This window comes from Mesotoga prima MesG1.Ag.4.2 (assembly GCF_000147715.2).
In the GTDB taxonomy this organism is placed as follows: domain Bacteria; phylum Thermotogota; class Thermotogae; order Petrotogales; family Kosmotogaceae; genus Mesotoga; species Mesotoga prima.
In genome coordinates this window covers 2,127,058-2,153,444 of the sequence record NC_017934.1, presented here as the reverse complement: position 1 = coordinate 2,153,444, position 26,387 = coordinate 2,127,058, and the positions used below count along the sequence as shown (strand labels likewise).

Annotated in this window: 26 protein-coding genes; 17 read left to right on the top strand and 9 right to left on the bottom strand. The window is 43.5% G+C overall.

Translation table 11 applies throughout. The annotated features are described in order from the left end of the window. Positions 1 to 17: 17 nt before the first annotated feature. Genes THEBA_RS10105 through THEBA_RS10090 form a run of 4 tightly spaced genes read left to right on the top strand, consistent with a single transcriptional unit; the run spans position 18 to position 4,484 of the window. Complete coding sequence (locus tag THEBA_RS10105; protein ID WP_006488033.1) at positions 18 to 1,889, top strand: nucleoside-diphosphate sugar epimerase/dehydratase; 1,872 nt, start codon at positions 18 to 20, stop codon at positions 1,887 to 1,889. Then, entirely contained in the window at positions 1,886 to 2,425 is a 540-nt protein-coding gene (locus THEBA_RS10100) for a hypothetical protein (protein WP_014731439.1), read from the top strand. The genes THEBA_RS10105 and THEBA_RS10100 overlap by 4 nt, the downstream gene beginning before the upstream one ends. Beyond that, the gene (locus THEBA_RS10095) at positions 2,425 to 3,588 is read left to right on the top strand and encodes a DegT/DnrJ/EryC1/StrS family aminotransferase (RefSeq protein WP_014731438.1); all 1,164 of its coding nucleotides are present in this window, start codon (positions 2,425 to 2,427) and stop codon (positions 3,586 to 3,588) included. The genes THEBA_RS10100 and THEBA_RS10095 overlap by 1 nt, the downstream gene beginning before the upstream one ends. Next, complete coding sequence (locus THEBA_RS10090) at positions 3,585 to 4,484, top strand: glycosyltransferase family 4 protein (protein WP_014731437.1); 900 nt, start codon at positions 3,585 to 3,587, stop codon at positions 4,482 to 4,484. The genes THEBA_RS10095 and THEBA_RS10090 overlap by 4 nt, the downstream gene beginning before the upstream one ends. On the opposite strand, the gene THEBA_RS10085 is transcribed toward THEBA_RS10090, so the two are convergent. Further along, positions 4,477 to 5,409, bottom strand: a complete 933-nt coding sequence (locus tag THEBA_RS10085; RefSeq protein WP_014731436.1) for a magnesium transporter CorA family protein — start codon at positions 5,407 to 5,409, stop codon at positions 4,477 to 4,479. The genes THEBA_RS10090 and THEBA_RS10085 overlap by 8 nt on opposite strands. Positions 5,410 to 5,737: 328 nt before the next feature. Here THEBA_RS10085 and THEBA_RS10080 point away from each other — a divergent pair, with 328 nt between their 5' ends. The 9 genes from THEBA_RS10080 (at position 5,738) to THEBA_RS10040 (ending at position 14,064) form a co-directional block, all read left to right on the top strand. Beyond that, positions 5,738 to 6,787, top strand: coding sequence for a metallophosphoesterase (locus THEBA_RS10080; RefSeq protein ID WP_014731435.1), 1,050 nt, complete (start codon positions 5,738 to 5,740; stop codon positions 6,785 to 6,787). Between the two features lie 269 nt (positions 6,788 to 7,056). Continuing rightward, positions 7,057 to 7,881 (top strand): PstS family phosphate ABC transporter substrate-binding protein, encoded by an 825-nt coding sequence (locus THEBA_RS10075; protein ID WP_014731434.1) that lies wholly within the window; start codon positions 7,057 to 7,059, stop codon positions 7,879 to 7,881. Positions 7,882 to 7,896: 15 nt separating this feature from the next. Continuing rightward, entirely contained in the window at positions 7,897 to 8,775 is an 879-nt protein-coding gene (gene pstC, locus THEBA_RS10070) for a phosphate ABC transporter permease subunit PstC (RefSeq protein WP_014731433.1), read from the top strand. Then, a complete protein-coding gene (pstA, locus tag THEBA_RS10065; protein ID WP_014731432.1) occupies positions 8,769 to 9,605 on the top strand; it encodes a phosphate ABC transporter permease PstA in 837 nt (278 codons plus the stop codon). The genes pstC and pstA overlap by 7 nt, the downstream gene beginning before the upstream one ends. Before the next feature lies 1 nt (position 9,606). After that, positions 9,607 to 10,359 (top strand): phosphate ABC transporter ATP-binding protein PstB, encoded by a 753-nt coding sequence (gene pstB, locus THEBA_RS10060; protein ID WP_014731431.1) that lies wholly within the window; start codon positions 9,607 to 9,609, stop codon positions 10,357 to 10,359. A gap of 15 nt (positions 10,360 to 10,374) precedes the next feature. Further along, entirely contained in the window at positions 10,375 to 11,052 is a 678-nt protein-coding gene (gene phoU / locus THEBA_RS10055; RefSeq protein ID WP_014731430.1) for a phosphate signaling complex protein PhoU, read from the top strand. Beyond that, positions 11,049 to 11,723 (top strand): response regulator transcription factor, encoded by a 675-nt coding sequence (locus THEBA_RS10050; RefSeq protein WP_006488048.1) that lies wholly within the window; start codon positions 11,049 to 11,051, stop codon positions 11,721 to 11,723. Before phoU ends, THEBA_RS10050 begins: the two co-directional genes overlap by 4 nt. Then, the gene (locus THEBA_RS10045) at positions 11,720 to 12,697 is read left to right on the top strand and encodes a sensor histidine kinase (protein ID WP_006488050.1); all 978 of its coding nucleotides are present in this window, start codon (positions 11,720 to 11,722) and stop codon (positions 12,695 to 12,697) included. Before THEBA_RS10050 ends, THEBA_RS10045 begins: the two co-directional genes overlap by 4 nt. A gap of 182 nt (positions 12,698 to 12,879) precedes the next feature. Further along, entirely contained in the window at positions 12,880 to 14,064 is a 1,185-nt protein-coding gene (locus THEBA_RS10040) for an MEDS domain-containing protein (protein ID WP_014731429.1), read from the top strand. 130 nt (positions 14,065 to 14,194) lie between these two features. On the opposite strand, the gene THEBA_RS10035 is transcribed toward THEBA_RS10040, so the two are convergent. The 7 genes from THEBA_RS10035 to THEBA_RS10005 form a co-directional block, all read right to left on the bottom strand. Continuing rightward, positions 14,195 to 15,016 carry a MurR/RpiR family transcriptional regulator gene (locus THEBA_RS10035; RefSeq protein WP_006488054.1) on the bottom strand — a complete coding sequence of 274 codons (822 nt, stop codon included), beginning with the start codon at positions 15,014 to 15,016 and terminating at the stop codon, positions 14,195 to 14,197. Then, the gene (locus THEBA_RS10030) at positions 14,995 to 16,194 is read right to left on the bottom strand and encodes a glycosyltransferase family 2 protein (RefSeq protein ID WP_006488056.1); all 1,200 of its coding nucleotides are present in this window, start codon (positions 16,192 to 16,194) and stop codon (positions 14,995 to 14,997) included. The genes THEBA_RS10035 and THEBA_RS10030 overlap by 22 nt, the downstream gene beginning before the upstream one ends. Before the next feature lie 11 nt (positions 16,195 to 16,205). After that, entirely contained in the window at positions 16,206 to 17,501 is a 1,296-nt protein-coding gene (locus tag THEBA_RS10025) for a carbohydrate ABC transporter permease (RefSeq protein WP_006488057.1), read from the bottom strand. Then, positions 17,495 to 18,370, bottom strand: coding sequence for a carbohydrate ABC transporter permease (locus THEBA_RS10020; protein WP_014731428.1), 876 nt, complete (start codon positions 18,368 to 18,370; stop codon positions 17,495 to 17,497). The genes THEBA_RS10025 and THEBA_RS10020 overlap by 7 nt, the downstream gene beginning before the upstream one ends. 56 nt (positions 18,371 to 18,426) lie before the next feature. Beyond that, positions 18,427 to 19,728, bottom strand: a complete 1,302-nt coding sequence (locus THEBA_RS10015; protein WP_236609145.1) for an ABC transporter substrate-binding protein — start codon at positions 19,726 to 19,728, stop codon at positions 18,427 to 18,429. 276 nt (positions 19,729 to 20,004) lie between these two features. After that, the gene (locus THEBA_RS10010; RefSeq protein ID WP_014731426.1) at positions 20,005 to 20,646 is read right to left on the bottom strand and encodes a peroxiredoxin; all 642 of its coding nucleotides are present in this window, start codon (positions 20,644 to 20,646) and stop codon (positions 20,005 to 20,007) included. 118 nt (positions 20,647 to 20,764) lie between these two features. Then, positions 20,765 to 21,088 carry a hypothetical protein gene (locus THEBA_RS10005; protein WP_006488061.1) on the bottom strand — a complete coding sequence of 108 codons (324 nt, stop codon included), beginning with the start codon at positions 21,086 to 21,088 and terminating at the stop codon, positions 20,765 to 20,767. A gap of 427 nt (positions 21,089 to 21,515) precedes the next feature. Between THEBA_RS10005 and THEBA_RS10000 the strand changes: the two genes are divergently transcribed. Genes THEBA_RS10000 through THEBA_RS09985 form a run of 4 tightly spaced genes read left to right on the top strand, consistent with a single transcriptional unit; the run spans position 21,516 to position 24,843 of the window. Next, positions 21,516 to 22,337 (top strand): aldo/keto reductase, encoded by an 822-nt coding sequence (locus THEBA_RS10000; protein WP_014731425.1) that lies wholly within the window; start codon positions 21,516 to 21,518, stop codon positions 22,335 to 22,337. 10 nt (positions 22,338 to 22,347) lie between these two features. Further along, the gene (locus THEBA_RS09995; RefSeq protein WP_006488063.1) at positions 22,348 to 23,001 is read left to right on the top strand and encodes a cobalamin B12-binding domain-containing protein; all 654 of its coding nucleotides are present in this window, start codon (positions 22,348 to 22,350) and stop codon (positions 22,999 to 23,001) included. Then, on the top strand, positions 22,998 to 24,164 hold the full coding sequence (locus THEBA_RS09990; protein ID WP_006488064.1) for an ABC transporter permease: 1,167 nt from the start codon (positions 22,998 to 23,000) through the stop codon (positions 24,162 to 24,164). Before THEBA_RS09995 ends, THEBA_RS09990 begins: the two co-directional genes overlap by 4 nt. Continuing rightward, positions 24,157 to 24,843 (top strand): ABC transporter ATP-binding protein, encoded by a 687-nt coding sequence (locus THEBA_RS09985; RefSeq protein WP_014731424.1) that lies wholly within the window; start codon positions 24,157 to 24,159, stop codon positions 24,841 to 24,843. Before THEBA_RS09990 ends, THEBA_RS09985 begins: the two co-directional genes overlap by 8 nt. A gap of 44 nt (positions 24,844 to 24,887) precedes the next feature. Here THEBA_RS09985 and THEBA_RS09980 read toward each other — a convergent pair whose 3' ends face one another. Further along, positions 24,888 to 25,472: a DUF2179 domain-containing protein gene (locus THEBA_RS09980; protein WP_014731423.1), complete on the bottom strand. Its 585-nt coding sequence runs from the start codon at positions 25,470 to 25,472 to the stop codon at positions 24,888 to 24,890. Positions 25,473 to 26,387 lie beyond the last annotated feature (915 nt).

The window sequence follows — 26,387 nt, the reverse complement described above, 5'->3', positions numbered from 1 at the left end:
TCCATGAGGTGAAGAGTTTGACAAAACTCAGTGATCTTTCCGGCTTCAAGAGAAATCTTTTGCTTCTAGTAGTTGATTCATTGATAGTATATTTTGCATACATACTAGGTATGTACTTCAGATACGGTATTTTCACTCTGGATGAACCGGAGTTTTTCGTTAATGGAATTTATTTCAGCGCTTTCATTGTCGTTTCTCTTATACTAAACGGTGTATATAGAATCGCCTGGAGTTACAGTTACTTCAGAGATTATTTCATAATACTCCGAGCTGTTATCGTTGGCTATGCAATCGGATTTCTTGCAGGTCGATTTCTCAACCTCTTTGAAATAAGATTTCTCACGGTGCCTTTCACAGTCTCGACGATGGCAGCGATTATCTCCGTTTTTCTCTTAATATGGTCGAGGTTTTTTTGGCTCAGTATCTTGAGTAGAAATCATCCGATTGTCTCTTCCGAAGAAAGGGTCTTCATAGTAGGGGCAGGAGATGCCGGTACCTCAATTGCGGAGGAACTGTCGCGCCATCCTGAAAATGGATTGGTAGTGGGTTTTATAGATGACTCTCCGAAAAAGCTTCGAAAACGAATTCGTGGAATTCCCGTTTTGGGGAATACTGATGAGATTATGCCGCTCGTAGAGAAAATGGGAGTCCGAAAGGTAATCATTGCAATCCCCTCTGCCGATGCAAGCACATTGAGAAGAATCTTTTCGAAGATCGATGTAAGTAAGGTCAAGGCTCAGACTCTTCCAAGCATTACGGAGATAATGGACGGAAAGGCGAAACTTGGATATCTGAGAGAGATAAACATCGAAGACCTGCTTGGAAGAGAAAGCGTTCAGATAGATCTGAACTCACTCAAGGATTATGTTGTTGGAAGAACTGTGCTCATAACCGGTGCTGGAGGAAGCATTGGGAGTGAGTTGTGCCGTCAGATAGCCCCTCTTGGACCCGGCAGGCTCTTGCTCGCCGGAAAGGGGGAAAACAGCATCTATGAAATCAGCCAGGAGATTGGCTCTCTGTTTCCTGATCTCAAGGTCAGTCAACTAATTGGCGACGTGGCCGATCGGTCGAGAATGAGATACATTTTCAATAAGATGAGGCCACAGGTCGTCTTCCATGCCGCTGCCCACAAGCACGTTCCCATAATGGAAGAGAACCCAACAGAAGCATTTAGAGTCAACTCACTTGGCACTTACAATATTGCAAGTCTGGCCGATGAATTTGGAGTCGAAACAATGGTCGTTATTTCGACAGACAAGGCAGTAAGGCCAAGTTCTGTCATGGGTGTTTCAAAGAGAATCGCAGAGGAATTCGTGAGATCCATTTCATCGAGAAGCAATACGAAATTTGGAATTGTCAGGTTTGGGAACGTTCTTGGAAGCCGTGGAAGTGTGATACCTCTTTTCAAGAAACAGATCCAGTCCGGTGGGCCCGTTACAGTTACAGATCCCAGAATGACAAGATACTTCATGACAATTCCAGAAGCGGTGACGTTAGTTCTTCAAGCGGGGGCATTTTCCGGAGATGGAGACGTCTTTGTGCTTGACATGGGGGAGCCTGTCAAAATCTCATCCCTCGCAAACGAGATGATTACCCTTGCCGGATATATTCCCCATCAGGAAATTGAAATAAAGTACACAGGTGTCAGACCGGGCGAGAAGCTCTTCGAAGAATTAGTCCTCACAAATGAAGAATTAATTCAGACTAAACATCCAAAGATCTTCCGTCTCAAGATGAATGAAGCGATGGATGAAGAGGCTCTGCTTAAGACAGTTTCCAGACTGAGGACCGCAGTTGAAGAGAGCGACTTTGAGGAATTGAACAGAATAACTTCTGAAATAGTCGATGATTCAACTGCCAGAATAGATGATGGATGTGATTCAAAGTGAACTGGTATGTCGATTTCGTTAGAGATTTCCCTTTCTTATCAGCAATCATTCAGTTCTCTATTCTTGGAACTCTTGGCGATTTTGTCAGTGCGAAGATTGCCCGCTTCAAGACACCGTTTCCGCCAAGGATTGCTTTCATGAAGGCCCTGGAATGGGCTTTCCTAGCTATCTTCATAAAGATCGCATTCATTGGTTACCAGGGCTTCGTTTCTGCTCTTGTAATCAATGGAGTTCTACCGAGCTTTTTCGTCGAGAACCTCTTGCTCAATGCCTTTGCACGCTCACTTTCGATGAATCTTCAATTTGGTGTATTTCTTGTACTTTTTCATAGGCTGCTCGACAATTTTGTACTTCAAACAGTCAACTGGAAGAACCTGGACAAAGCGCTTATTTCTTTGATTTGGTTCTGGATTCCAGCTCACACGCTTACGTTCGCTTTGCCAAAGGATTTCCAGATAGGTCTCGCTGCACTTTGGTCATTTATGTTAGGACTTCTGCTCTCTTTATTTTCAAGATCTCCTCAGGAGGTGAAATAATGTTCGTTCCCCTTTCAAGACCTGACATTACAGAAAGAGAAATTTCGGCAGTTACGGAGTTGATGACGGGAGGCATTTTATCCATTGGCCCCAAGGTTACAGAGTTTGAAAGAATCTTCGCGGAATATATCGGTGTTGAACATGCCGTCGCAGTAAACAGCGGAACCAGCGCCCTTCACCTGGTGATTCGTTCTCTGGACCTGAAGAGGGGTCAAACAGTTATCACAAGCCCTTTCACTTTTGTGTCCTCCGCAAATGTTGCTTTATACGAAGGAGCCATCCCGATATTCGCAGATATTGAAGAGTCGACATTTAACGTATCTCCGGAAACTCTGGAAGAGGCCCTGGCCAACTACTCAAGAGATGGTCTGGATACAGGTGCTATCAAACTAGACCCATTTGTTCCGGACATATTTATGGCAGTAGACATCTTTGGCCATCCACTTGAGTGGGACAGAATCGAGGGGATCTGCAACAAACACGGGATAAGAATCGTTGAAGACTCGTGTGAGGCACTGGGGAGCTCTTTCATGGGACGAAAGACAGGGAGTTTCGGTCTTGCCGGCACATTTGCGTTTTATCCAAACAAACAGATTACAACTGGAGAAGGCGGAATGATTGTTACCGATGACAGCAATATTGCGGAACTTTCTAAGAGCATGAGAAATCAAGGAAGAGGAGTCTCCGAAAACTGGCTTGAACATGTAAGACTTGGCTATAATTACAGGATGGATGAAATGTCAGCCGCACTTGGCGTGGAACAAATGAAAAGAATTGATGAGATTCTTGAAAAACGCCAGAGAGTTGCTGACCGTTATGAAAGGCTTTTGTCAAACATCAGTGGAATAGAAACTCCTTTCATTGCAAATTATGCTACGAGCATAGGCTGGTTTGTGTATGTTATAAAGTTAGACGAGAAGATAGATAGAGAAAGCTTCATGAGATATCTCACAGAGAATGGAGTCCAGTGCCGGGATTACTTCAGACCTATACATCTTCAGCCATTTTATATGCAAGACTTCGGATACAGAGAGGGTATGTTTCCGGTAACTGAAAGGTTAGCCAAGAGAACGGTCGCAATTCCTTTCTTCAACAATCTTAGTGAAGAAGAGATGCAGTTTGTCTCTTACACTATTGAAAAAGCCGTGGAGATCGCTGGATGATGTCGTACCTCTATGCCATGATTCTTTCCGCACTACTGTGTTTCATTTTTGGAAAGATCGGTATGAGGCTTGGGCTCGTGGATAAGCCTTCTGGTGTTCTAAAACCTCATGAAAGGCCAATTACTTTCATGGGAGGAACGGGGATATTTCTTGCCATGATTCCTTGGTTTTTTCGGAATCCAGAGTTCTTTCTGCCAATACTGATAATGTGGGCTCTGGGCTTTGTTGACGACATAAGAGGTGTTTCCCCGAAAATCAGATTAATATTGGAGATTCTTGTGGGATTTGCAGTGTCTTTCATCATCTTTGGGTTTTCTACATTAGATTCGATCGTTCTCTCGGTGGTTTTTGCAGGCATGGTTAATGCTTACAACATGGTAGATGGTCTTGATGGAATTTCTTCGGCAAATGTTATCGTATTTGCAGTGTTTGCGTATTTCACGGGATTCGTTCCTGAGATAGCCCTCGCAATTGCGGGCGTTTACTCCGGATATCTAATTTTTAACTTTCCACCTGCAAGACTTTTCATGGGAGATCAGGGATCGTATATCGCAGGTTCCTTTGTCGGAATATTGCTCATTCAATCTTGGGGGACTCAGAATTTCATCAGAATTGCGGCGATTTGCTGGCCGGTTTTTCTCGATCTCTTCGTTGGATTCCTGAGAAGATCTCTCGCAAAAAAATCGCCTTTTGCAGGTGATCGTGACCACTATTACGATAAGATATTCAGACTTACCAAAAACAAGAAGAGAGTCACACTCCTTATTTCAACAGGCATTGCGCTCTCTTACGCATTTGTGGGGGTCTTTATTCCCGTAATATTCATCCCCCCTGTTCTTTTGGCGGCTTCACTAGTTCAGATTTTTTCCCTGGGATCACTTCATTCTACTACTTGAACCATCTTATCTTGAATAGTACAAAACCAACCAGGAAGGCAGCAAGTCCCGACAAACCCATAGACCAGTAGAAAATCGTACTGCTCTCCATAAAGGGGAGTTTAACATTCATTCCATAGATCGACGCTACCAGCGTCGGAATCTGAAGAGAGAGCGTCACTATCGTTAATATCTTCATTACTACGTTGAGATTATTGGAGATCACAGAAGCAAAGGCATCCATCATTCCCGTCAGAATGTCGCTGTAAATGTTTGCCATCTCGATTGCCTGTCTATTCTCGATAGAGATGTCTTCAAATAGCTCTTCATCTTCTTCATAGAGCGTCAGTATGTTTGCTCTCTTGAGCTTCTCAAACATTAACTCGTTTGATCTAAGAGATGTCGTGAAGAAAACTAAAGATTTTTCGAGATTCAACATCGCCACAAGCTCTTGATTCCTGGTAGATCTGTGTAGTTCGGACTCGATCTCATTTGACAGTCTCCTGATTTCCTTGAGATACCTCAGGTAATAAACAGTTGCTCTGTCAAAAATTCTAAGAAGAAAGCGGTTTCGTTTCTTTGTGGAAATATCCTTAACCCGTCCTTCGACTATGTCCGATACAATTGCGTTTTCCGAACTGCTTATCGTGACAAAATAACCGGATTTCATTGCAATTCCGAGAGTCGTCGTCTTGTATGGAACGGTTTCGTCTGCAGTATCTAAATATGGCAGTTTGGTAATCACGTAGATTAAATCCTCATCCTGCTCGAATCTTGCCCTTTCTTCCTGATCTAAAGCATCGTACACAAAATCCTCGTCGATTTCTAAACTCTTAAGAAAAGCGATGTCTCCACTATCTGGCGATACAACATTGATCCAGCAACCTTCTACTGGTGAATCTATTGTATTCATTCTTCCATTCTCGGAAATCAAAATCTCGCGCACATCGGTCCCCCCTTTTTAAGTACTTCATCTTTCTTTTGTCACTTAGAAGGAGGTCTCAACGGGCGAATCAAATCAAAGTGGCGGTTCACTCTCACTACTGTATAATTCCATATCACTCACCTCCGCTCTGAGATTATATCATAACGCAGTTGAACACCGTTATTTTCACCGCTAAAAGCTATTCCAACACTTCTCTTGTATCTTGTCATCCATCAATGGACGAGATTTCAAAAACCCCCTCAATAAGAATCAAGATTCTTTTTCCGTTATAATCATTATGTGTCCATTTATTCGCAGATCCCACGACACCATAAAGGAGGTGAGCGCGTTGAAAAAATATATGCTTCTTCTGTTTCTTCTGATAATTGGTCAGGTTTTTTCAGTCTATTTGAACGATATTTCGCGCGATGGAGTTACCGTAAGCTGGTTCACTGAGGAACCCTCAACTTCTTATTTAATAGTCTACGATGGCTCCAATGAATCTATTCATTCAGATGAGGAAGTGACTCTTCACAGATTCCGGGTATCTGGACTCCTTCCTGGAATGAGCTATGCTTACACTGTTAAGAGTGAAAAGGATGGAGAAGTCATTTACAAAGGCAACGGGATACTGACAACCGCACCTAACAGAAACACACCATTCAGTTTTGCTGCTTACGGGGATAGCAGAAACAACTATGTCGTTCATTCTGAGATAGTCCATGGAATAGCTAGTGAAAACGTTCCTCTAGTAATTCACACGGGTGATATCGTCTCGACCGACGATGCTATTGAAGAATGGATAGACTTCTTCGAAGTTACCGAGGTACTATCTGACAGTGTACTCTACAGTGTTATTGGAAACCACGAGTCTGAAGCCATAAACTATTTGAAATTCTTTGCTTTCCCAGGAAATGAAAGATATTATAGCCTATGGTACGGCGATATCTTCTTCATATTTTTGAACACAAATGAAGCCTTCGATAAGTATTCACAGCAATACGTTTGGCTTCTAACACAGCTGGAGGAGGCGGAAGAAGAAGATCCTGCACATATAGTAGTTTGCTTGCACCACCCTCCGTACAGTTACGGCTCTCATGGAGACCATCTGTATCTAAAGGAATACCTGGTTCCTGTCTTCGAAAACTACAACGTCGATCTTGTTCTTAGCGGCCATGATCATGGCTATCAGAGAATTGAGAGAAACGGCGTAACCTATGTTATTACGGCTGGCGGCGGTGCTCCGCTTTACGATATCACCCGGGGCGAGAGTCTAGTCGCTTCCGCCAAAGCCTTCCACTATATGTTGTTCAACTATACTCTAGAAGGTCTGTACGGCTATTCAAAAACCCCGGAGGGCCTTATTCTGGACAGTTTCTATATTCCAAAACATAATTAACTGATCTTTATAGCAGTTCATCGAATTTAAAATACTTGATCTTCGGGAAATATTCATTTTCATCCTATAGAATCCTCTCTCAATAAGGATCTTATGTGCTCATCATTCACTGAATACTTCAGCATTTTCATGCCGGCCTTCACCAGTCGTCTGTAATCTTCTTCTGATCAGAATGTCAAAAAGCTGAACTTTTAGCAAACTCAAATAATCCCCCAATAACACCCTACATGTATAAACTAATCGTGGAAATAAATTCAGGAGGTGTGTGTATGAAGAATTTTGGTGTACTTATCGTGATCCTGTTACTGGCTGGTACTATGTTAGGTTCTACACTTGTCATTAAAGGCTCCAACACTGTCTATCCAGTTGCGCAGCTCTGGGCAGAAGGTTTCAAGGCAATGAACCCTGATGTTGAGATATCTATCGAAGGCGCCGGGTCTTCGACGGGTATCAAGGCCTTATTCAATGGACAGACCGACATTGCAAATTCCAGTAGATGGATCAAGGCCTCGGAAATTGAACAGATGAACAGTGATGGAAAGTACTTCATACCATATGTTGTCGCCTATGACGGGATAGCGATTATCGTAAACAAGTCCCTCGGGATTAGCAACATAACCATTCAACAGCTTTTTGATATCTACTCGGGAAAGATAACTTCGTGGAATCAGATTGACTCTTCTCTGCCAAAGGCTAGAATTGTTCCTCTGTCAAGAGACAATGCATCTGGAACATTCGAGTACTTCGTCGAACACGTAATGAAGGGTGAGAAATTCGCTCCTCAGGTTCAACAGCTGGCATCAACAAGAGCCGAAGTTGAGCAGGTTATGCAGAATCAGTATGCTATCGGCTACATTGGAATGGGATACATCACGGAAGAGGTTAAGGCCCTGACAGTTGAAGGCGTTGAACCCACTGTAGCAAACGTGAATGCAGGATCATACCCGATATCGAGACCATTGTTCATGTTCGTCGATGCAACCAATGGACTCCCTACAGGAGTTATTGGTGAATTCCTGAGATATGCACTATCACCGGAAGGGCAGGCAGCTGTTCTAAGTGTGGGTTATGTAAACGCTTACGGAACGAAATAGATTGGATGAGGCGAGTTGAGAAGAAGGAGACTTGAACTTTCGTCGAGAGTACTGGTAACGACTGCAGCTTTGATTACATCAGCAATTCTTTTCGGAATATTCTTCTTTCTCATATCAGATGGGGTAAGAGTTTTCGGAAAGATATCATTCGAGGAGTTCTTTTTCAGCGCTCGCTGGTACCCAACTTACGAGGATGCCGAATATGGCATCCTCGCTCTGTTATCGGGCACTCTGGCTGTAACAGGGTTGACCTTAGCAATATCTATCCCGTTGGGATTTGTTTCGGCCATATTTCTTGCCGAGTTCAGCCACAGGAAGGCGCACGACTTTCTAAAACTCATATTTGAACTCATGGCAGGAATTCCATCTGTGGTACTTGGAAGTTTCGGGCTCAAGTATGTCTCAAGGTGGTTAATGGAGCTCTTCCCGATGAAAGTGTGGACGGGACTGAATATTTTCAACGCTTCTCTCATGCTCTCTATACTTGCTATGCCATATTTCGTAACTCTTATCGAAGATGCATTGAAAGCTGTTCCTGTAGATCAAAAAGAGGCCTCATTAGCACTGGGAGCCAACACAACTTCAACAGTATTCCGCATTATTGTTCCACAAGCTAGAAGCGGGATCCTAAATGCGATCATACTTGGAGCAAATAGAATAATAGGAGAAACAATGGTTGTTCTGATGGTCGCAGGCGGCGCTTCCATGATTCCCCAGTCGATCTTTGATCCAGTTAGACCTCTAACCGCAGCAATCGCCGGCGAAATGGGAGAAGTTGAACTTGGAAGCACTCATTATTACGCTCTCTTCATGATTGGGATTGTTCTTTTAGGGATTTCCCTGATCTTCACAGTTATAGCAATGCGTCTTAAGAGGGGAATGAGAAGATGCTGATCGACCGAATAACCAAATTGATTTTCGGAATTATATCGTACACACTGGTTGCAGTTATACTAGCTATAATTGGTTTCCTTGTTATAAATGGACTTGATGACATTAGCCTGGAATTTCTGGTCTCCTTCCCGAGAAATTCGATGACGGAAGGAGGAATTTGGCCTTCAATACTGGGAACGTTTTATTTTCTATCGATAGCACTGCTCTTTTCGGTGCCGGTTGGTATTTTATCAGCCGTCTATTTGAGTGAGTACAGCAAAGAGAATCGTTTTCAGCGTCTAGTTTTAACTGCTAACAACATTCTTGCGGGAATTCCTTCGGTTGTTTTTGGAATGTTTGGCCTGTCGCTTTTTTCGATCACTTTTGGATTCGGAACCTCAATCATCTCGGGGGGTCTTACTTTAGGAATAATGTCACTTCCTTACATCATTTCAAATACCCATGAAAGCCTGGCTGCAGTTCCGAAATCTTACAGAGAAGCATCGATGGCACTTGGTGCGAATAAGGCTGAGACAACTTTCAGAATCGTTGTTCCAGCCTCCTTCTCGAGGATACTAACTGGAGTTATGATAGCTGTAGGAAGAATAATTGGGGAGACGGCTCCTTTGCTGTTTACAGGGGCCGCATTTTATATTACCAGAAACCCTTCAGGTCTCTTTGAGCCGGCTATGTCATTGCCAACACACATTTTCGTGCTTTCGGCAATCTATCCCGAGAATGTGACTCCGAAGCTTGAGGGAAGTATTTCCGTTCTGCTGATAATCGTCATAACTTTGTTCGTCAGCGTCGCAATCAGAAGGAGAATAGAATCGAAGAAACTGGAGGAGTGAAATGGACGAACCAATTTTCAAAATAGAAAAGCTCAACGTGTATTATGGTGATAAACATGCACTTAAGGACGTGACCTGTGAAATCCCAAAAAAGAAGGTAACAGCGGTTGTGGGCCCTTCCGGTTGCGGAAAATCTACCTTTCTTAGAGTTCTAAACCGCATGAATGATCTGATACCTTCCTACAGACATACGGGATCGGTAAAACTTCTCGGCAACGAGATTCTCGATATGGACCCGGTCATTCTAAGAAAACACGTGGGAATGGTCTTTCAGAAGCCAAACCCATTTCCAAAAACGATCCAGGAAAACGTCACTTATGGGCCGAGAATTCACGGAATCAAGAACCGCAAGACACTTAGGGAGATAACCGAAAAGTCACTAAAGCAGGCAGCCCTATGGGATGAGGTCAAAGATGAGCTGAAGAAAAACGCAACAAATCTATCGGGAGGTCAACAGCAAAGACTTTGCATAGCGAGGGCTCTGTCCGTTGAACCGGATGTTCTGCTTCTCGATGAGCCTACGAGTGCTCTTGATCCAATTGCTACACAGAGAATGGAAACTCTTATAGAAGAGCTCTCGGATAAGTATACTATTATTATAGTAACCCATAACCTTCAGCAGGCACTGAGGATCTCGGATTATGTGATGTTCTTCTACGTGGGTGATCTCGTTGAGTTTGACACTACCGAGAAGATAACCTCTAACCCTAGAGATCAAAGAACAAGCGAGTACCTGAGAGGAATCTTCAGTTAACGGGAGTTGGTTGAGATGACACCAGAAAGGCAGAGGCATCTGGAAGCAGGCTTTAACAGATTGAAATCTATGTTGTCAGATATGATGGAGAACGTGAGATCGAGTCTTTTGAAAGCGATAGACTCTCTTGATCGATTAGATGGCGACCTCGCAAGAGTAGTCATTGAAAATGATGAAGTGATTGATAAGCTTCAGAGAAAAATGGATACAGAAATATGCAACTATATCGGACGATTTCAACCCCTTGCCGAGGACTTAAGGTATGTTCTTACAATGATGAAGCTGGCAACCGATCTGGAAAGAATCGGCGACCTCGCCGTAAACATTGCTGAAGTCGCAGTCAGGTATGAGAATCAGACTCTCGTCAAGCCACTTATACATATTAAGAAGATGACAGCGGTTGTCGAAAAGATGTTGGAAGAGATAATAGATGCCTACTACAACAAGGATACGGAGACTGCAAAAAGAGTATGGAACGAGGACAACAACGTAGATGAATACTACCTGTACATAAAGAGAGAAGTGAGAGAGAAACTGGTTAGCATGACCGACCCAAATGCGATCGGACAGCTCCTAGATTTGATGCTAGTGTCAAGATTTCTCGAAAGAGCCGGCGATCATGCGACTAACATTGCAGAAGAGATCTATTACATAGAAAAGGGCGAGAGCCTCAAGGAGGAAATGCGACGTTGAAAGTATTGATTGTTGATGACGATCTCGATATCCTGAATATTGTCAGAACTGCATGTGAGAATGAATCGATGCAGACTTCAACTGCCGCAAATGCAGAAGAGTTATGGTCATCCCTGCGTTCAGAAAAGCCCGACGTGATATTACTTGATATCATGCTACCTGACGCAAATGGTCTCGATCTCGTGAAGAAGATTCGAACAATGTATTCGAGAATTCCGATAATATTTTTGACCGCAAGAAAGTCCGACCTTGACATGATTCTTGGGCTTGAACTTGGCGCAGATGATTACGTTACAAAACCCTTCAATCCAAGGGCTCTTGTGGCAAGAATCAAGGCTGTCATGAGAAGAACAGAGATATCCGGTACTTTGGAAGATAAACTTACGATTGGTGACGCCGTAGTTAACCTCAAATCGTACACAGTAACTAAAAATGGAAAGTCAGAAGAGCTGACAAGAAGAGAATTCGAATTGTTGAAACTGCTCGCGGAAAACCCCGGGAGAGTTTTTACTCGCGAAGAGCTACTGGACAAGGTTTGGGGAATGGATTTCTTCGGCGATTTCAGAACCGTTGACGTCCACATAAGCAAACTCAGAGAAAAGGTTGGAGAGGGATTCATTAAGACAGTTCGGGGAGTCGGTTACAAATTCGTCATTGGAGAGCAGAGATGAACGAATCTCTGCTCGATGAACTTAACGAAGCAATCATAATGGTAGATGAAGGTCTGGTCGTAACAAGGGCCAACCTATCGGCTAGAAAGATGCTTGGAGATGTGGAAGGATTAGCCTTACCTGACGCTCTCCACGTTCAGGGCATTTCAAAGATAGTAGATAATCTCATTTCGGGTACTAATTACACCATCGACACGATCTTCGTTAAGGATGACACGACTCACTATCTCAAAATAAGGGTTTCTGCACCATATATAATAGCGAGAAACATAACGAGTGAAAAACTCTTTGAAAGCGCTAAGATGGACTTTGTCAATTCGATTGTCCACGAGTTTTCTACACCGTTGGCTGTTATAAACGGTTATGTACAGCTTCTAATAGAAAAGAAAATGGAGTTACCTGCAGATGTTTCCGAGACTATCGAAAGGATAGCGAGATCGACTGGACGGCTTTCGAGATTGGTTGAAGAACTTGGAATACTGTCTAATCTCGAGCTACAGAACTACAGAGTCAAGATTGAAACCGTCAATTTGAAGGAACTAATTGATGAGTCCGTAAGTGACCTCGAAAGCAAATGGAAAAGAAAGAAATTGAAGATAACCACAACAGTCTCCCCTAACACATATGCCGCCGTAGATTCGCTTCTTCTCTTCAGAGTGATATCGAACCTGATTTCGAATGCGGTTAAGTACTCAAGTGTTGGCGATACAATTGAAATCGTCTCTAGGGAAGTCGAATCCAGAATATACATCTCCGTGAAAGACAACGGAATAGGTATTAAAAGTGAAGAACTACCGAGAATCTTCGAAAGATTCTACAGAGGAAGCAATGCAAGAACTTCGGGATCTTCTGGATTGGGGCTGGGACTGTCTCTCGTTAAGCACGCTCTCAACCTTATAAACGGATCTATAGAGGTACGATCGAGGTACATGATGGGAACGACCGTGACCATCAGTTTTCCCAAGAACATGTAGAGACATCTTCTGAATTTACTTCCAGATAAAGCTAGTAATAAGACTCTGACACTTTTTGGTCGCCACCATTTAACTAACAGTGCATATTCGTTTATGGCAAAGTGTGAAATTACTTATGCAATAATTTTTTTGATATGACCTCCTGAAGAAAGTTCGTCATATATTAATGGAGTTGTTGTTTAATGAAATCAGATACTCATAGTGTTTGTCTTTATGGTTCGGCTCACGATCTAAGAAAAGCAATAAACACCTTCCTTAAAGAAGGTCTTTCCAAAAATTACAAACTTCTTTATTTTGGACCAGAAAGGGATGTCATTCCTTCTAAAGAGACAACTGACGGGCTCCCCTATAACCTGGATGATCTTCTAGGTTCGAAGACATTAGAGATAATCGATTTCGAAAAGTCATATGTGAAGAACGGCGTTTTCGATCCCGTAAGACAGATTAGTTTTCTGCAAGAAGCCGCAGTAAGGGCTATAAAGGAAGGCTATAATGGCCTCGGTGTGGCCGGGGAAGGTACTGCGATCCTGGAATCTGGGACGAAAATGGAAGAGCTTCTAAAGTACGAGGCATCTGTGAACGATCTCGTTGAAGAGTCTCCAGTAACGGCATATTGCCTTTATGACTCTTCAAGAATTGACCAAAGCAGTGCTCTGGAAATCTCCAGACTCCATCCGTACACTCTCAGAGAAAGTGGGTTTAGCGTAAATGAAGATTATTATCGTGCACCCAGAAGAACTCTGGAATATGATACCGCAAGTCGGCTCGACATTTGCAGGGGTACCGCAAACTCCCTTTTACAGATGTTCAGAATGAAGAGCATATATGTAGAAGAACATGAGGAAAACGTTTCGAAGCTTGCGTCAGCAATCGCTAAGGAAATGGCATTGGACTCTTTTACCATGGCCTGTCTTGAAATGGCCGGAAAGATACACGACTTAGGAATGAACTCGATGTTTTTGGACATGCTCACTAGACCCGGGCCACTGCATGCTCTTGAGGCCAGACTTCTTAGAAGACATCCCATTACGGGATTCGAGATAAGTAGAGGAGTTCCATTTCCCGATAAAGTCTCGTACGCAGTCTTTCAGCATCATGAGAGAATTGACGGTTCCGGTTATCCGAACGGCCTAAAGGATTCGGAAATTAGCCTTGAGGGTAGCATACTTGCCGTTTCTGAAGTAGTCGCGGCAATGAGTTTTTACAGGCCATACAGAAAGCCGTATGGACAGGAGTACTCGCTGGATCAGATAGTAAAATACAAAGGTTCACTTTACAGAACAGAAGTTGTCGAAGCCTGCCTCACTGCTTTCGAAAATGGTTTTTCCTTTGAAAGCAGCTTGAAAACTTCTGCTTCCCAGCCCTAGTACCAAAGCAGCTATTCGGTAATTCTCTTGTCAAAGTGGACGTTTTTGCTACAGACATTGAGAAAACCTTTGGCTGTGTTCAACGGTTGAACTAGAAACCTACCGGAGAGAGTGTATTTAGACCTTCAGACTAAAGATATCTTTTCTTATCAAGTGTTCTATCGACCTTTTCAAGAGTCTGCAGCGTTCCGTTTCTTAGTTTTATGGACTTCTCCAGAAGAAGTTGTATTACCGTAAGCTGGCAGACTCTGGGTTGAAGAAGTGGTATCCCGGTTTCATGACCCCCTTGAGCTACGTAGATGGTCTCGGTGGAAACACTCACTATTCTCGATCCTATCCCACCCGTAACTGCTACAGTGTACGCCCCAGAGTCTGAAGCCACTTCAATGGATTTCACAGTGTCCCTAATATTCCCGCTGGCGGAGATACCGAAAACTATATCTCCCCTGTTAAGCGAGACGGCAGTCATTATCTGCAAATGGGGGTCTGTGTAGAACGCGGTCGAAAAACCGGCTCTCATGAAGAGGGTTGCCCCAAATTCGGCAACTATTCCGCTTGAGGCCACTCCAAAGAAAATCAGTCTATTCGCTCTAACGATTTTACCTGCAATTCTGTCTAATTGAACATCATCAATAAGTTGGTTCTGCTGATTAAGTGCCTCAATGAGATCGGAAATCAGCTTATTCTTGTCGGCTGAAATTGGCGGTGATTCTCGCGAGAGTTCTCTGGCTAGCTGTATTTTGAGGGCCTGGTATCCATTGAAGTTCAGCTTTTTTGACAGCCTGAAAATTGTGGTCTCGCTTGTTCCCGCAAGTACTGAGAGTTCGCTTATTGAATGATGGATAACATCATCTGGAAAATCGATAATGTATCTGGCTGCCTTCTTCTCTGCAGGGTTTAAACCCTTTATCATCGCCTTCAGTTTTTCAGTTATTCTGAACTCTTCTCCCATATAGATATCAACTCATCCTTCGTTTCTACAAACTTCTTCAGAAGTTTATCGATTTCTTCTTCGGCACCTTCCTGGGTCATCTTTTCTGTTCTCGAGACAAAGCTGGCAACCCTTCCAAAATAAAGCGGAACTAGAAGCTCTATGAGTCTGTCTCTAAGAGCTAACTTTCTATAGCCTGAAGCTATTCTGTAAATAATTCTAACCCAAAGATCATCATCGATCATCGCGTCTGATTTTCCAAGAAGTAAGAGATTTCGAGCAATCTTCGCACCAAGAATGTCTTTAATGAAATCTTCCTGACTGTGTATGCCTTCGTAGCACTTGGAAATCATGTTTTCGAGATCGACCTCCAGCGGCTCCGGTATACCTGTCACAACGTCACCATAGATAGGTGAATCGGAATAGTCACCCACTGTTTTCCAATTATCCTCATATTTCTGCATCAGGGAAAACAGGGTGCCTACAACTTCTTTGAACATGTTCCCCAATTGCTTTCCAGGATCTTTGACATCATGAATCTTCGTGCCGAGAGCGGCTTGATAAATGCTTCCTTTGACTTCATTGACAGCGGAGGTCGTCATCCATATATCTATTCCAAATCTTGAAATGTCCGATCTCCACGTATTCTCGGGTACCGTCGTGTAGTATTCGAGGAGCTCCCTTCCAACTCCGAAATCTCCCCCGATGGGTTGCCTGATCTTTTTTCCATAAAGAGCTGTGGTGAGGGGATAACATATGCTGTTCGTTATTGTCCCATCGTACTTGTGTCTTATATAGTAAGGGGTGACATAGGCTGCCCCTTCCTCCAGAATCGGACTTGCAAGCCTTTCTATCCAGAATGGCTCCACACTTCTGAGATCGGAATCAAGAAATAGGACTGCTTGCGCTCCATATGATTTTGATTTCTCCATTATTGATCTCATTGCGCTACCTTTTCCCGAAATTCCCTCATATACAAAGGACAGCAAATCTACCCCATTACTTGAAGCCGAATAAAACATCTCCTTTGTCCTGTCGGTTGAGCCCCCGTCAGCATTGACAATGCAACCTCTCATAGATGGAAAATACTGCTTTAAGCCTATGGCCGCCGTCTCGACAACATATTTAATCGTAGTCTCGTTGTTGAAACTAGGTATTCCCACCACTATATCGTATGAATCATGACTCAGTCCGGGCATATAGACACCTCCTATTCTTTCACGCCTCCAGCAGTGAATCCGCTGGTCAGGTATTTCTGCATGAGACTGAAGATGATAATTATTGGAACTGCGGAAACCACAGAAGCCGCCATCAACCTACCCCAAACAGCATGGGCGGAACCTGAGAACGCGTTCAACCCAATTGGAAGGGTGAAGAGATCTTTGTATGACTTCAAACCAAGGAAGGCCGATGCGAATAGGTATTCATTCCAACCAATCATAAATGCGTAGATATATACAGTCACTATCGCTGGAAGAGAAAGAGGAATTACGATCTTGAAGATCGCCTGAATTCTTGAGCAACCATCAATGATAGCGGCTTCTTCTATCGAAAACGGTATCGTTCTGAAATAGTTGCCCAGCATGTACAAAGAAACCGGCAATGTTTGAATAACATAAACCATGATCAAGTAGATTCCCGTTCCCAATGGCGTTGCAAGGATCCCGAGCTTCACCGCCATTTGATAAAGCGGAACCATTATTACCGTCCCTCCAAAGAGATAAACGAATAGAACGGATCGCTGAACAGAACTTCTCCCCTTGAATCTAAGCCTCGAAAAGGCGTAGGCACCGAAAATGGCAACAATGAGGCTTATTAAAGCTGAAATTCCTGCGAAGACTAATGAGTTACTAAGATATCTCAGGAAGGGGAATTCACTTGCTCTCTCCTCGATTATCTTTTTTTTCTGAGCTTCATAGGATTTGAGCTGGGCCTTTGCATTCTCTAGACCAGCCAGGAGAGACTCCTCGGTTAGAGCGCTGTCCACTTCTTCCCTAAGATCGATAAACTTCTTTACATCGTTGGCACTGAAAATCGATTTCATATTCTCCTCAACAATTTCCGTCTCTTCGGTACCTGGAGTTATCGCGCGTTCGATAAATTCCTCTCTGTTTTGAACTTCTATTCCACTGAAATCAATTACAAGATCTACAATATCCCTAAGTTCTTTCTCTTTTGCCTCCAACTGGATCTCGTGAACATATCGAGTGTACGATTCCAGTGAGGCCGTCCTTTCTTCCAGCTCTTCGATTCTTTTCAGTACCGGCTCAAGATTTGCCCTAATAATTTCATCTCCGAAAAACTCTGTCTCGCTACTCTGAATCAAACCGAATATCTCGAGGTAATTTCTTACCGTGAAGTTCGAAAATGTCAGCTTGTTTGGATCATAATCGGCTTTTAATGATACATGAATCATGAAATAAAACGGAATTAGAATAAAAAAGCACAAAAGAAGGATCCCAAAAATAAACATTCCTCTCTTGAAGGGTGATTTTCTCTTTACCATTTCAACACCTTCTTGACGTACACGGTTATCAAGAAAAGCATTATTACCATCAGAATCGTTGCTATCGCAGCGGCTACTCCGTACTCCGGCGAAGTAGTGCCTATTACCCTTTCATAGATGAAGATTGGTAGTGTTCCCGCCCTCTTGCTTATCAGATAGACTTCATCGAATTTGTAGAAATTCCAGATCCCTCTCATTAGTGCTACCGCTCCCATCACAAAGTAGAGCTCTGGAAGTGTTATATTAGTGAACTGCTTCCAAGACGTTGCCCCATCAATTTCAGCAGCTTCATAGTAATCGTCAGGTATCGACTGAAGCCTTGATAGGAGCATCAAATAGACAAAAGGAAAGTTTCGCCAAATATTGAAGACAGAGGCCACCAAGAACGCGTTATTCGAATTGTTCAGAAGATCGAGTTGAGGGGAGACCCACCCAAGAGTTTGACCGAACAGCTGCATAAATGGCCCATAGCTGGGATCGAAGATATACTTCCAGGAGAAGACAATTGAAATGAGCGGCGTTATATACGGCAGCAGCACAATCGTCCTAACAATAGCTCTCCCCTTGAACTCCTTGTTGAGCATTAATGCTACAACGAGTCCCAGGATAATGCTTCCAACAACAGTCATAAGGGTAAAACCTACAGTAATGAAGAATGACTTCCAGAAGGCGCTGTCTTTGAAGACGCGAACATAATTTTCCAGTCCTACAAATGTGGAGCTGGTTATTCCATAATCGAAGAACGAGATATAGATATTGTAGCCGACTGGATAGAGTATAAGTATCATCAACAGTATTACAGTTGGTGAAACCAGTTTCCAACCCAGACTGTTTTCTTTCTTCAACATGGAAGAGGCTGCTCTCTGCATGAGATCTCCCTCCAAAAAATGAAGGCCCCGGCTCCGGGGCCTCCACTGCTAGTTGACTATCTTCCTATAAGCTTTCTAATATCCTCTCTCCAGAAAGTGAGAACTTGATCTGGAGTTGCGTCGTTATCGAACATCATGACAATTCCATTTCCTATTGTGAAAGCTCCGGATATCTTGCCCATTTCTGGGAAGACCCTTCCTTCAACGTAACCGAACTTCTCAATGTTCTCCATTCCATAGATGATTGCCTTGATCTTGTCAGCACCGTACCTCCTGTAAATCCCTTTTGGATCGTTCAGGAATTCTTCGCTTTCGGCGATAGAGGAGCGTGTTGGAAGCATACCACCTGGAGCCATGTGGATGTACTTAATGTAGTTGTCCGGTTCAAAGACAAAATCCAGGAATTTGAGAACGTCAAGCTTATTTTCGGACGACTTCACTACGGCAAGCGACAAAACCTGTCCAAAAGATGAAGATCTGCTGTGAGTCATCATTGGAGCAAACTCAGTGTTCTCAACCAGTTCAGGATCAAAATCGCTGATGTATTGAGTCTGAATCTCAGCAAGGGCAAGGTCATCCATAACATAAGTAGAGTAGAACATCATCGGTGTTTTACCTGCAAGGAAGAGCTCTCTTGCTTGCTGCCAGTAGGTATGCCCGGGGGCCGAGTACTCTCCAAGATCTTTATAGTATTGGAGTACTTCCTTCATCTCTGGAGAATTTACGATCACGTTTCCTTCCTTATCAAATATCCTGGCTCCATTTGACAAAGCGAAAATCGTGAACACCTGTTCTGCATAAGCATCGTTTGCCTTTCCCAGAACGATCCCGTACATTCCGTTCTGAGGATCATGGAAATACTTCGCAGCTTCCATGATCGCTTCCCATGTGGTCGGCTCGGCCAATCCGGCTTTTTCAAACCAATCTTTTCTGTACCAGATACCCTGAACCCATCCATGGTATGGGACCGCAAAGTATTCGTCCCCGGTTGGCGTAATAACGAATCTCGTGGCGCCGTTGTAGAAATCCCCTCCATTCTTAATGAATCTCGTTGGAATTGCAGTGTCAAGCAAACCATCCGCGCCAAGACCCAGAATGGTTTCCGCGCCAGCTTCAATCAGATCCGGAAGCGTTTCGGCAGCGGAAGCGGCCGCCAGCCGTGAAAACATCTCATTCTCTTCGATCGCGACTACGTCGACTTCGATTCCCGTTTCAATCGTGAACGACTCGATTATCTGTGCAATTACCTGCTGTCTTGATTCCTCCTCTTGAGTATGCCAGTAGACAAGTTTTGCAGTCACTGTCACTGAAAGCATCAATACGAGGAATACCACAAAGAAAATTTTTTTCACTGTCATCACCTCCGAAGGAAATTTTTTTCATCTCTATAATACCAAACTTTACATCTTTGAAAAAGAACAATCAAGATCAACCACGTGCGATCAGGCTCATTCTAGATTGTCTATAGTTAATTACGCGCAGAAAACATCGAATACCTAGAGACAATTATTCTGCCCGTCTTTCAAAAGATTTGTGGTTTAAGCTCGGGATTCTATGTTTGAGGCGGCAAGCAAAAAAAGAAGAGGTCGGTTGTCCCGACCTCTATCCGTTAAATTTATTTCATGATCGCTGTGTCAAAGGCTCTTGTGGCAGAACCACCAGTCGTAGCAACCTTCCTTGCCCTTTCTCTCTGCTGCAGTCTTGACGTCTGCTGCAGGGGGAATAATTACGTGATCGCCGATGATTTCGTTGTTTGGCCAATCGGCAGGAATCGCGACTCCGTTCTTGTCGGCAACCTGGAAGCCCTTGACCATTCTAAGTATTTCGTCCATGTTTCTTCCAAGCTCCTGCGGATAATAGAGTATTGCCCTTATTTTTCCCTTCGGATCAACAATGAATACGGCCCTGACCGTGTTTGTACCCTTCGCAGGATGGATCAAACCGAGAGTCATACCAACTTCACCCATTTCATCGGCGATTATTGGGAACTCAATCTTCACTCCCAGAGTTTCTTCTATCCATTCGGCCCACTTTATGTGAGAGAAGACTTGATCGACGCTGAGACCTATGAGTTCACAGTTGAGCTCTCTGAACTTCTGGTATCTCTTCTGAAATCCCACAAACTCAGTTGTACAAACCGGTGTAAAATCGCCCGGATGGCTGAACAAAACAAACCACTTGCCCTTATATTCTTCTGGAAGGCTGAGTACACCATGAGTTGTCTTCACTTTCATTTCAGGGAAATCTTCACCGATCAAAGGAATTCTTTTCTCCATAAAACACCTCCTTATTTAGAACCATTCTAATTATCAACATTATGATTATAGTGGAGCGTTTTTATCCTGTCAACCGTAAGAAAAAAAAAAGAGGGCCCGCGGCCCTCTTTTTATGGCTTCAACAGAGTAGATAGGGTGTTTCTTCTCCATCTAGATAGATGTATGAACTAACTACTCTGTAATCTGGAAAACTCGTTTCCAGCGCTCTTGAGATCAATGATAGGTACTCGTTGATCCTTGGCACTACTTCTTCGAAAGAACACGAACCTTTGAGAGCCATGATCTGAACTTCAATCGTGTCTTCCGTCTCGGCTCTCATATTAAGCGTGTCACCTTGGGCTCCCAGAAGCAACTTTTTTGAGAGCGTCTCAAGTATCATTTTCAAAGCCTCCGTGGATCTACTTTCAGAAACAGCATACGTCAAATCACACACAATATACATGGCGCTCCCTCCTTCGTTTGGTGTCTTTGATTTTGTTCATAACTAACATAGGAAGGTACCAGATGTAGATCCTGATTTCTGGAAAAGCCGTTTTTGAAAGACCATTTGTAACTGCAACTGCAAAGTGATCAGCCCGTTCAAACAATTATACCTCAAGGACTGTCAACCTTAATTAGATCCGATATAGCATATTCTCGAGAATCACTGGTTGACATACAGAGAATGAAATGTAAATCTAACTCAAAGGGAGGTGTTCTTAATCTCCTTCATCTTGACTTCGAGTAGATTGTTTTGATGCATTAATAACATTCTCATGAGAAGATTTAATTATGATGATGAATTACGTGCTCATGGAAGTTTGCAATGTTTTACTAGCTACTTTCTTTCGAATCATTAATGTAAAATGTAAAGAACAGGGGTGAATAAGATGATTTACAGAACTTTGGGAAAGAATATGGGAGAAATTCCAGCCATAGGGCTTGGTACGTGGGAAATAGGTGGAAGAGATTTTCCCGATCTATCTAGAGACAAAGAGCACATCGATACAATATCCAGAGCAATTGAGATGGGTTATACGCACATAGACACGGCGGAATACTATGGTGGAGGCCATACCGAAGAAATAATAGGAGAGGCTATTTCGGTCTTCAGCAGAGAAGAGCTGTTCATTACTTCTAAGGTTTGGCCCATCCATCTGCGGAAGGAAGAACTTCACAGAGCTCTAGAAGGAACTCTGAGAAGACTCAGGACGGACTATCTTGATCTCTACCTTATACATTGGCCAAATCCCGATGTTCCTCTCGAAGAGACCCTGAACGCTATGAGTGAAGAAGTAGTGAATGGAAGAGTCAAGTTTATTGGCGTTTCTAACTTTGACACACCTTTATTGAAGAAGGCAGTTGCCGTTTCGAAACAACCAATAGTAAACAATCAAGTTCTCTTCAATATTGACGATAGACAGCCAATGGAAGAGCTTCTTCCTTACTGTCAGAGTCATGAAATAACTCTGACTGCCTATTCGCCGCTTAAAAGAAACTCTTTGAAACCCTCGACCGAGAAGCTGCTAAAGGATTTCGCCGTGAAGTACTCCGCAACTGTACAGCAAATAATGCTTGCTTGGTTGTTGGGCAAAGAAGGAGTTGTGGTAATTCCGAAGGCATCGAAGCTAGATCACCTGCGCCTAAATCTCGAAGCGGGGAGTATAGTCCTGGATGACGATGATACGAGGAGACTAGATTCTCTGGAATAAGGAGGTTACCTTGAACGAAATCAGAAGTAGTTTCATAGAGGCTCTAGATTCTCAGGACAAAAAGAGAGCCGTAGAAATCTGCATCGACGCCCTGGATTCTGGTAGCATTGAAGTGGTAGATCTATATCTGGAAATTCTCGGCCCTGCTCTCGGAAACTGGGAGTGCGACTATGAAAGTGACAGGATGTGCATCTGGAACGAACATATAAGAAGCTCAATCGTCAGGACCGTAATGGAATGTTGCTATCCCTACATCATAGGGAAAAGAGGCGGCAAAAGATCTGCCGAGAAAGAGGTTACCGTTGCAGTTCTCTGTCCACCGGAAGAGTATCATGAAATAGGTGCCAGGATGATCTCAGACATCTTCACGATTGCAGGATATAACTCGACGTTTGTAGGTGCAAATACCCCTCTCGACACCTTCCTCGAAGCGATGAAAGAGCTTAATCCATCCTATATTGCTATTAGTGTTTCTAATTACTACAACCTCATAAATACACGTAGGATGATTACCAAAATAAGGGAACACGGTGGAAAATCAAGAATAGTGGTTGGCGGAAAGGCCTTCGAGAAGAACCCCAATTACTGGAAGGAAGTGGGAGCCGATATTTTCCTGAAAGATCCGAGAGAAATCTTCTCATTCGGGGAGGGTGATAAGAAATGAAACTGGCATTTTCAATCGCAATGCGTTTCCTATCATCCAGCAAGGTACAGACTCTTCTCATAGTTCTAGGGATTGCAATAGGGGTATCCGTCCAGGTATTTATCGGCTCGCTCATTCAGGGACTGCAAAAGGACCTGGTCGACACCACAATCGGAAGTTCTTCACAAGTTACCATTACTTCATCGGAAGAAGACAATAGAGTAGCAGACTGGGAGAGTATAATTTCGGAGATCGATTCTCTAGATCTTCCAACGGAACTAACGGCTCTTTCGGCGAGCGCGGATCTTCCAGTATTTATCGACAGCGGCAACAGAACCTTATCGGTTCTTCTTCGGGGTCTTCAGTTTCCCGAATCAAATGCAATATATAAGATCGATACACGTCTAGTAGATGGTAAAATCCCGGAGAATTATAGAGAGATCTTGATCGGCAAGGGTTTAAAAGAGGATCTGGAAGTGAAAATCGGTGAAAAAATAACGATATTCACTCCAGACAGAACAGTCGAAACCCTCGAAGTCGTCGGCATTTTTGATCTGGGAGTTGCAAGTCTCAATAGGAACTGGCTGATCTCAACGATCGATACTGCTCAATCCGTGGGGGATCTGGGCGATGCGGTCACTTCGATCGAAATGCAGGTGAGCGAGGTTTTCAGAGCCGATGAAAACGCTTCACTAATTTCGGAAGCTCTTCGGAATCCTAGTCTACAAGTTACAGATTGGAAGTCCCAGAATGAGGACCTCCTTTCCGGGCTGAACGGACAGAGTATTTCAAGTATAATGATTCAAGTCTTCGTAATTATTGCCGTTTCGCTTGGAATAGCAAGTGTCCTGGCAGTAACTGTAGTCCAGAAATCGAGACAGATAGGAATACTAAAAGCAATGGGTTTGAGAGATTCTACAACAAGCTTCGTCTTCCTATTTCAGGGGCTCGCACTGGGAGTTGTGGGTGCTGTTGTTGGAATAGCCTTTGGCTTATTGCTTATAATAATGTTTTCTACCTTTGCCGTTGGACCAGACGGAGAACCAATATTAAGCATCTCTCTTAACTACGGATTTGTAATGCTTTCTGCGATCATAGCCATAAGTGCTTCGACCATTGCAGCCATGGTTCCTGCAAGAAGATCCTCCAAACTCAGTCCGGTTGAGGTGATAAGAAATGGCTGATATCATAAAGCTTGAAGAGATAAAGAAAGAATACGGAACCGTTGTCAAAACCGAAGTGCTGCATGGAATAAATCTTGCGATCGAAGAATCTTCTTTCATCTCGATAGTCGGCCAATCTGGAAGCGGAAAGTCTACACTGATGAATATTATTGGAACTCTTGATAAGCCATCTAGCGGAGAAGTAACGATTTCCGGCAGGAAGACAAACAAAATGAATAAGAATGAACTCGCAAAAGTAAGAAACGAAACAATAGGATTTATCTTCCAGTTTCATTACCTCCTTCCGGAATTCACTGCTTTTGAGAACGTAATTCTCCCGTACAGAATAAAGGGTCTCAAACCAACGAAAGAAGTAGTAGAAAGAGCGAGAGAGCTTATGGATATTGTTGAAATCAGCATGGTCAGAGACAATCTTGCGCCAAATATGTCCGGAGGTCAACAGCAGAGAACGGCAATCGCGAGGGCACTCATAAATAATCCGAAAATCATCCTCGCGGACGAGCCGACAGGTAATCTCGATTCAGATACTTCGTCAAAGGTCTTCAATCTCATGCGCAGCCTTAACAAGAAATACGGAACAACCTTCGTGATCATCACTCATGACAGAAGGATCGCAGAAGAAACTGACAGAATAATCGAAATAAAAGACGGTAACATCGTTAACGACATAACGAGATGAGGGCCGAACCCTCATCTCTTTCACTTCCGATTCTGAGAAATTGATCACTTCGACTTTCTGAGGGGAGACTCTTTTCGGAGGCGTAGCGTATCCCTGGGCAAGAAGATGCCTTCTCTCACTTTGCGAATATCTTCAACAGACATAAACGCCTTTGGCACGCATTCTTGAGCTATTCTTTCAAACTCTGAGACTTCCTTCCTGTTTATTATACTGTAGATTATGTAAGCCTTTCCGCGAGAGCCTTGCGCATCTATCTTTGTCACCCCAAATCCCGCCTGGCAGAGTTTATTAATCAGTTCAGTCGGTTCAACTGATGTGATTAACCTTATAGAGACAGTACCCATTGCCAGTCTCTCATCTATCAAGATCCCTATGTAGCTACCGGCAGCGAAACCGCCTGCATAAGCAAGAATGTAAAGTACGTTGTCAACACTCTGGATAACCTTGCTGGCAACGAGCAACCATACAATAACTTCAAAGAAACCGATCAGGCTGGCAATTTCCTTCTTCCCTCTAGAAACCATTATGATTCTCGTTGTCCCTAGAGAGACATCAACGATTCTTGCGAAGAAGATTATGAGGGGCATTATCACCCATTTAAAGAGATCTCCACTGAGAAATTCTTCCATTAGTAACCCTCCTACCGCATTTCATAATAATTATCTGCCCGTCCGTGCCGATTATAAGATATTAGTCGAGATGTGGGGTGATTGAGAGATTGCCAAAGTTACGGTTAACCTCCATTAACTCTCATTATTACACGTAAGTCAGGAAATTAAATCCCGCTAACTGGCTTTTTCTTGCTCGAATTTGCTTTTGCGTACTAATGATCCTGTTTCTTAAATCCTCACATGAGGGAGCTCATCATTACCCATGAGTCTGGGAGTTGAATTCCACTAATTAGCTGTTTCTTGCATGAGTTTGTTTTTTGCTCCGAATGATCCCCATCTTAAATCCACCTTTGAGGGAGGAGGGCCACGTAGTGGCGGAGGGTGTGAGTCCAGCTAAATCTGGCCAACTACATAGTTTGGAAGAAGCGCTTCCGAAGGCGGAAGTTACTTCCGGCATCGGAAGTATTTTCCAGGACCTTCGTGGTCTTTCTGGACTCCGTACTATTGCGTTGATGTTCGATCCTGTTAACTTCTTGGCTTTGTAGACCGGTTGCAAGTTGTCAGTTCTAAGTTGCTGGCTACGGCCATGAAACCGACACAATCCGTCATTCTGAACTTGTTTCAGAATCAAGTTCCTAAGAGACGCTATACGCTGAAAGACCAGTTGCAAGTTCTCGGTTCCAAGTTGCAGGTTAAAGACCCGTAGGCAAAAACGCCACAGCCCGTCATTCTGAACTTGTTTCAGAATCTAGTTCCTAAGTGCCGCTGAGCACTGTGAAGAACCGTCTTTGGATAAGATCAAAACCAAGATCCCGAAACAAGTTCGGGATGACAAAGTGAGAGAAACGCGAGAAGGCAAGACTGAAAAGACGCGAGATTTTAGCTGATTCTGCAACGAAGGGACAAGATCACTGAGCTCCAGAAAAGATGATG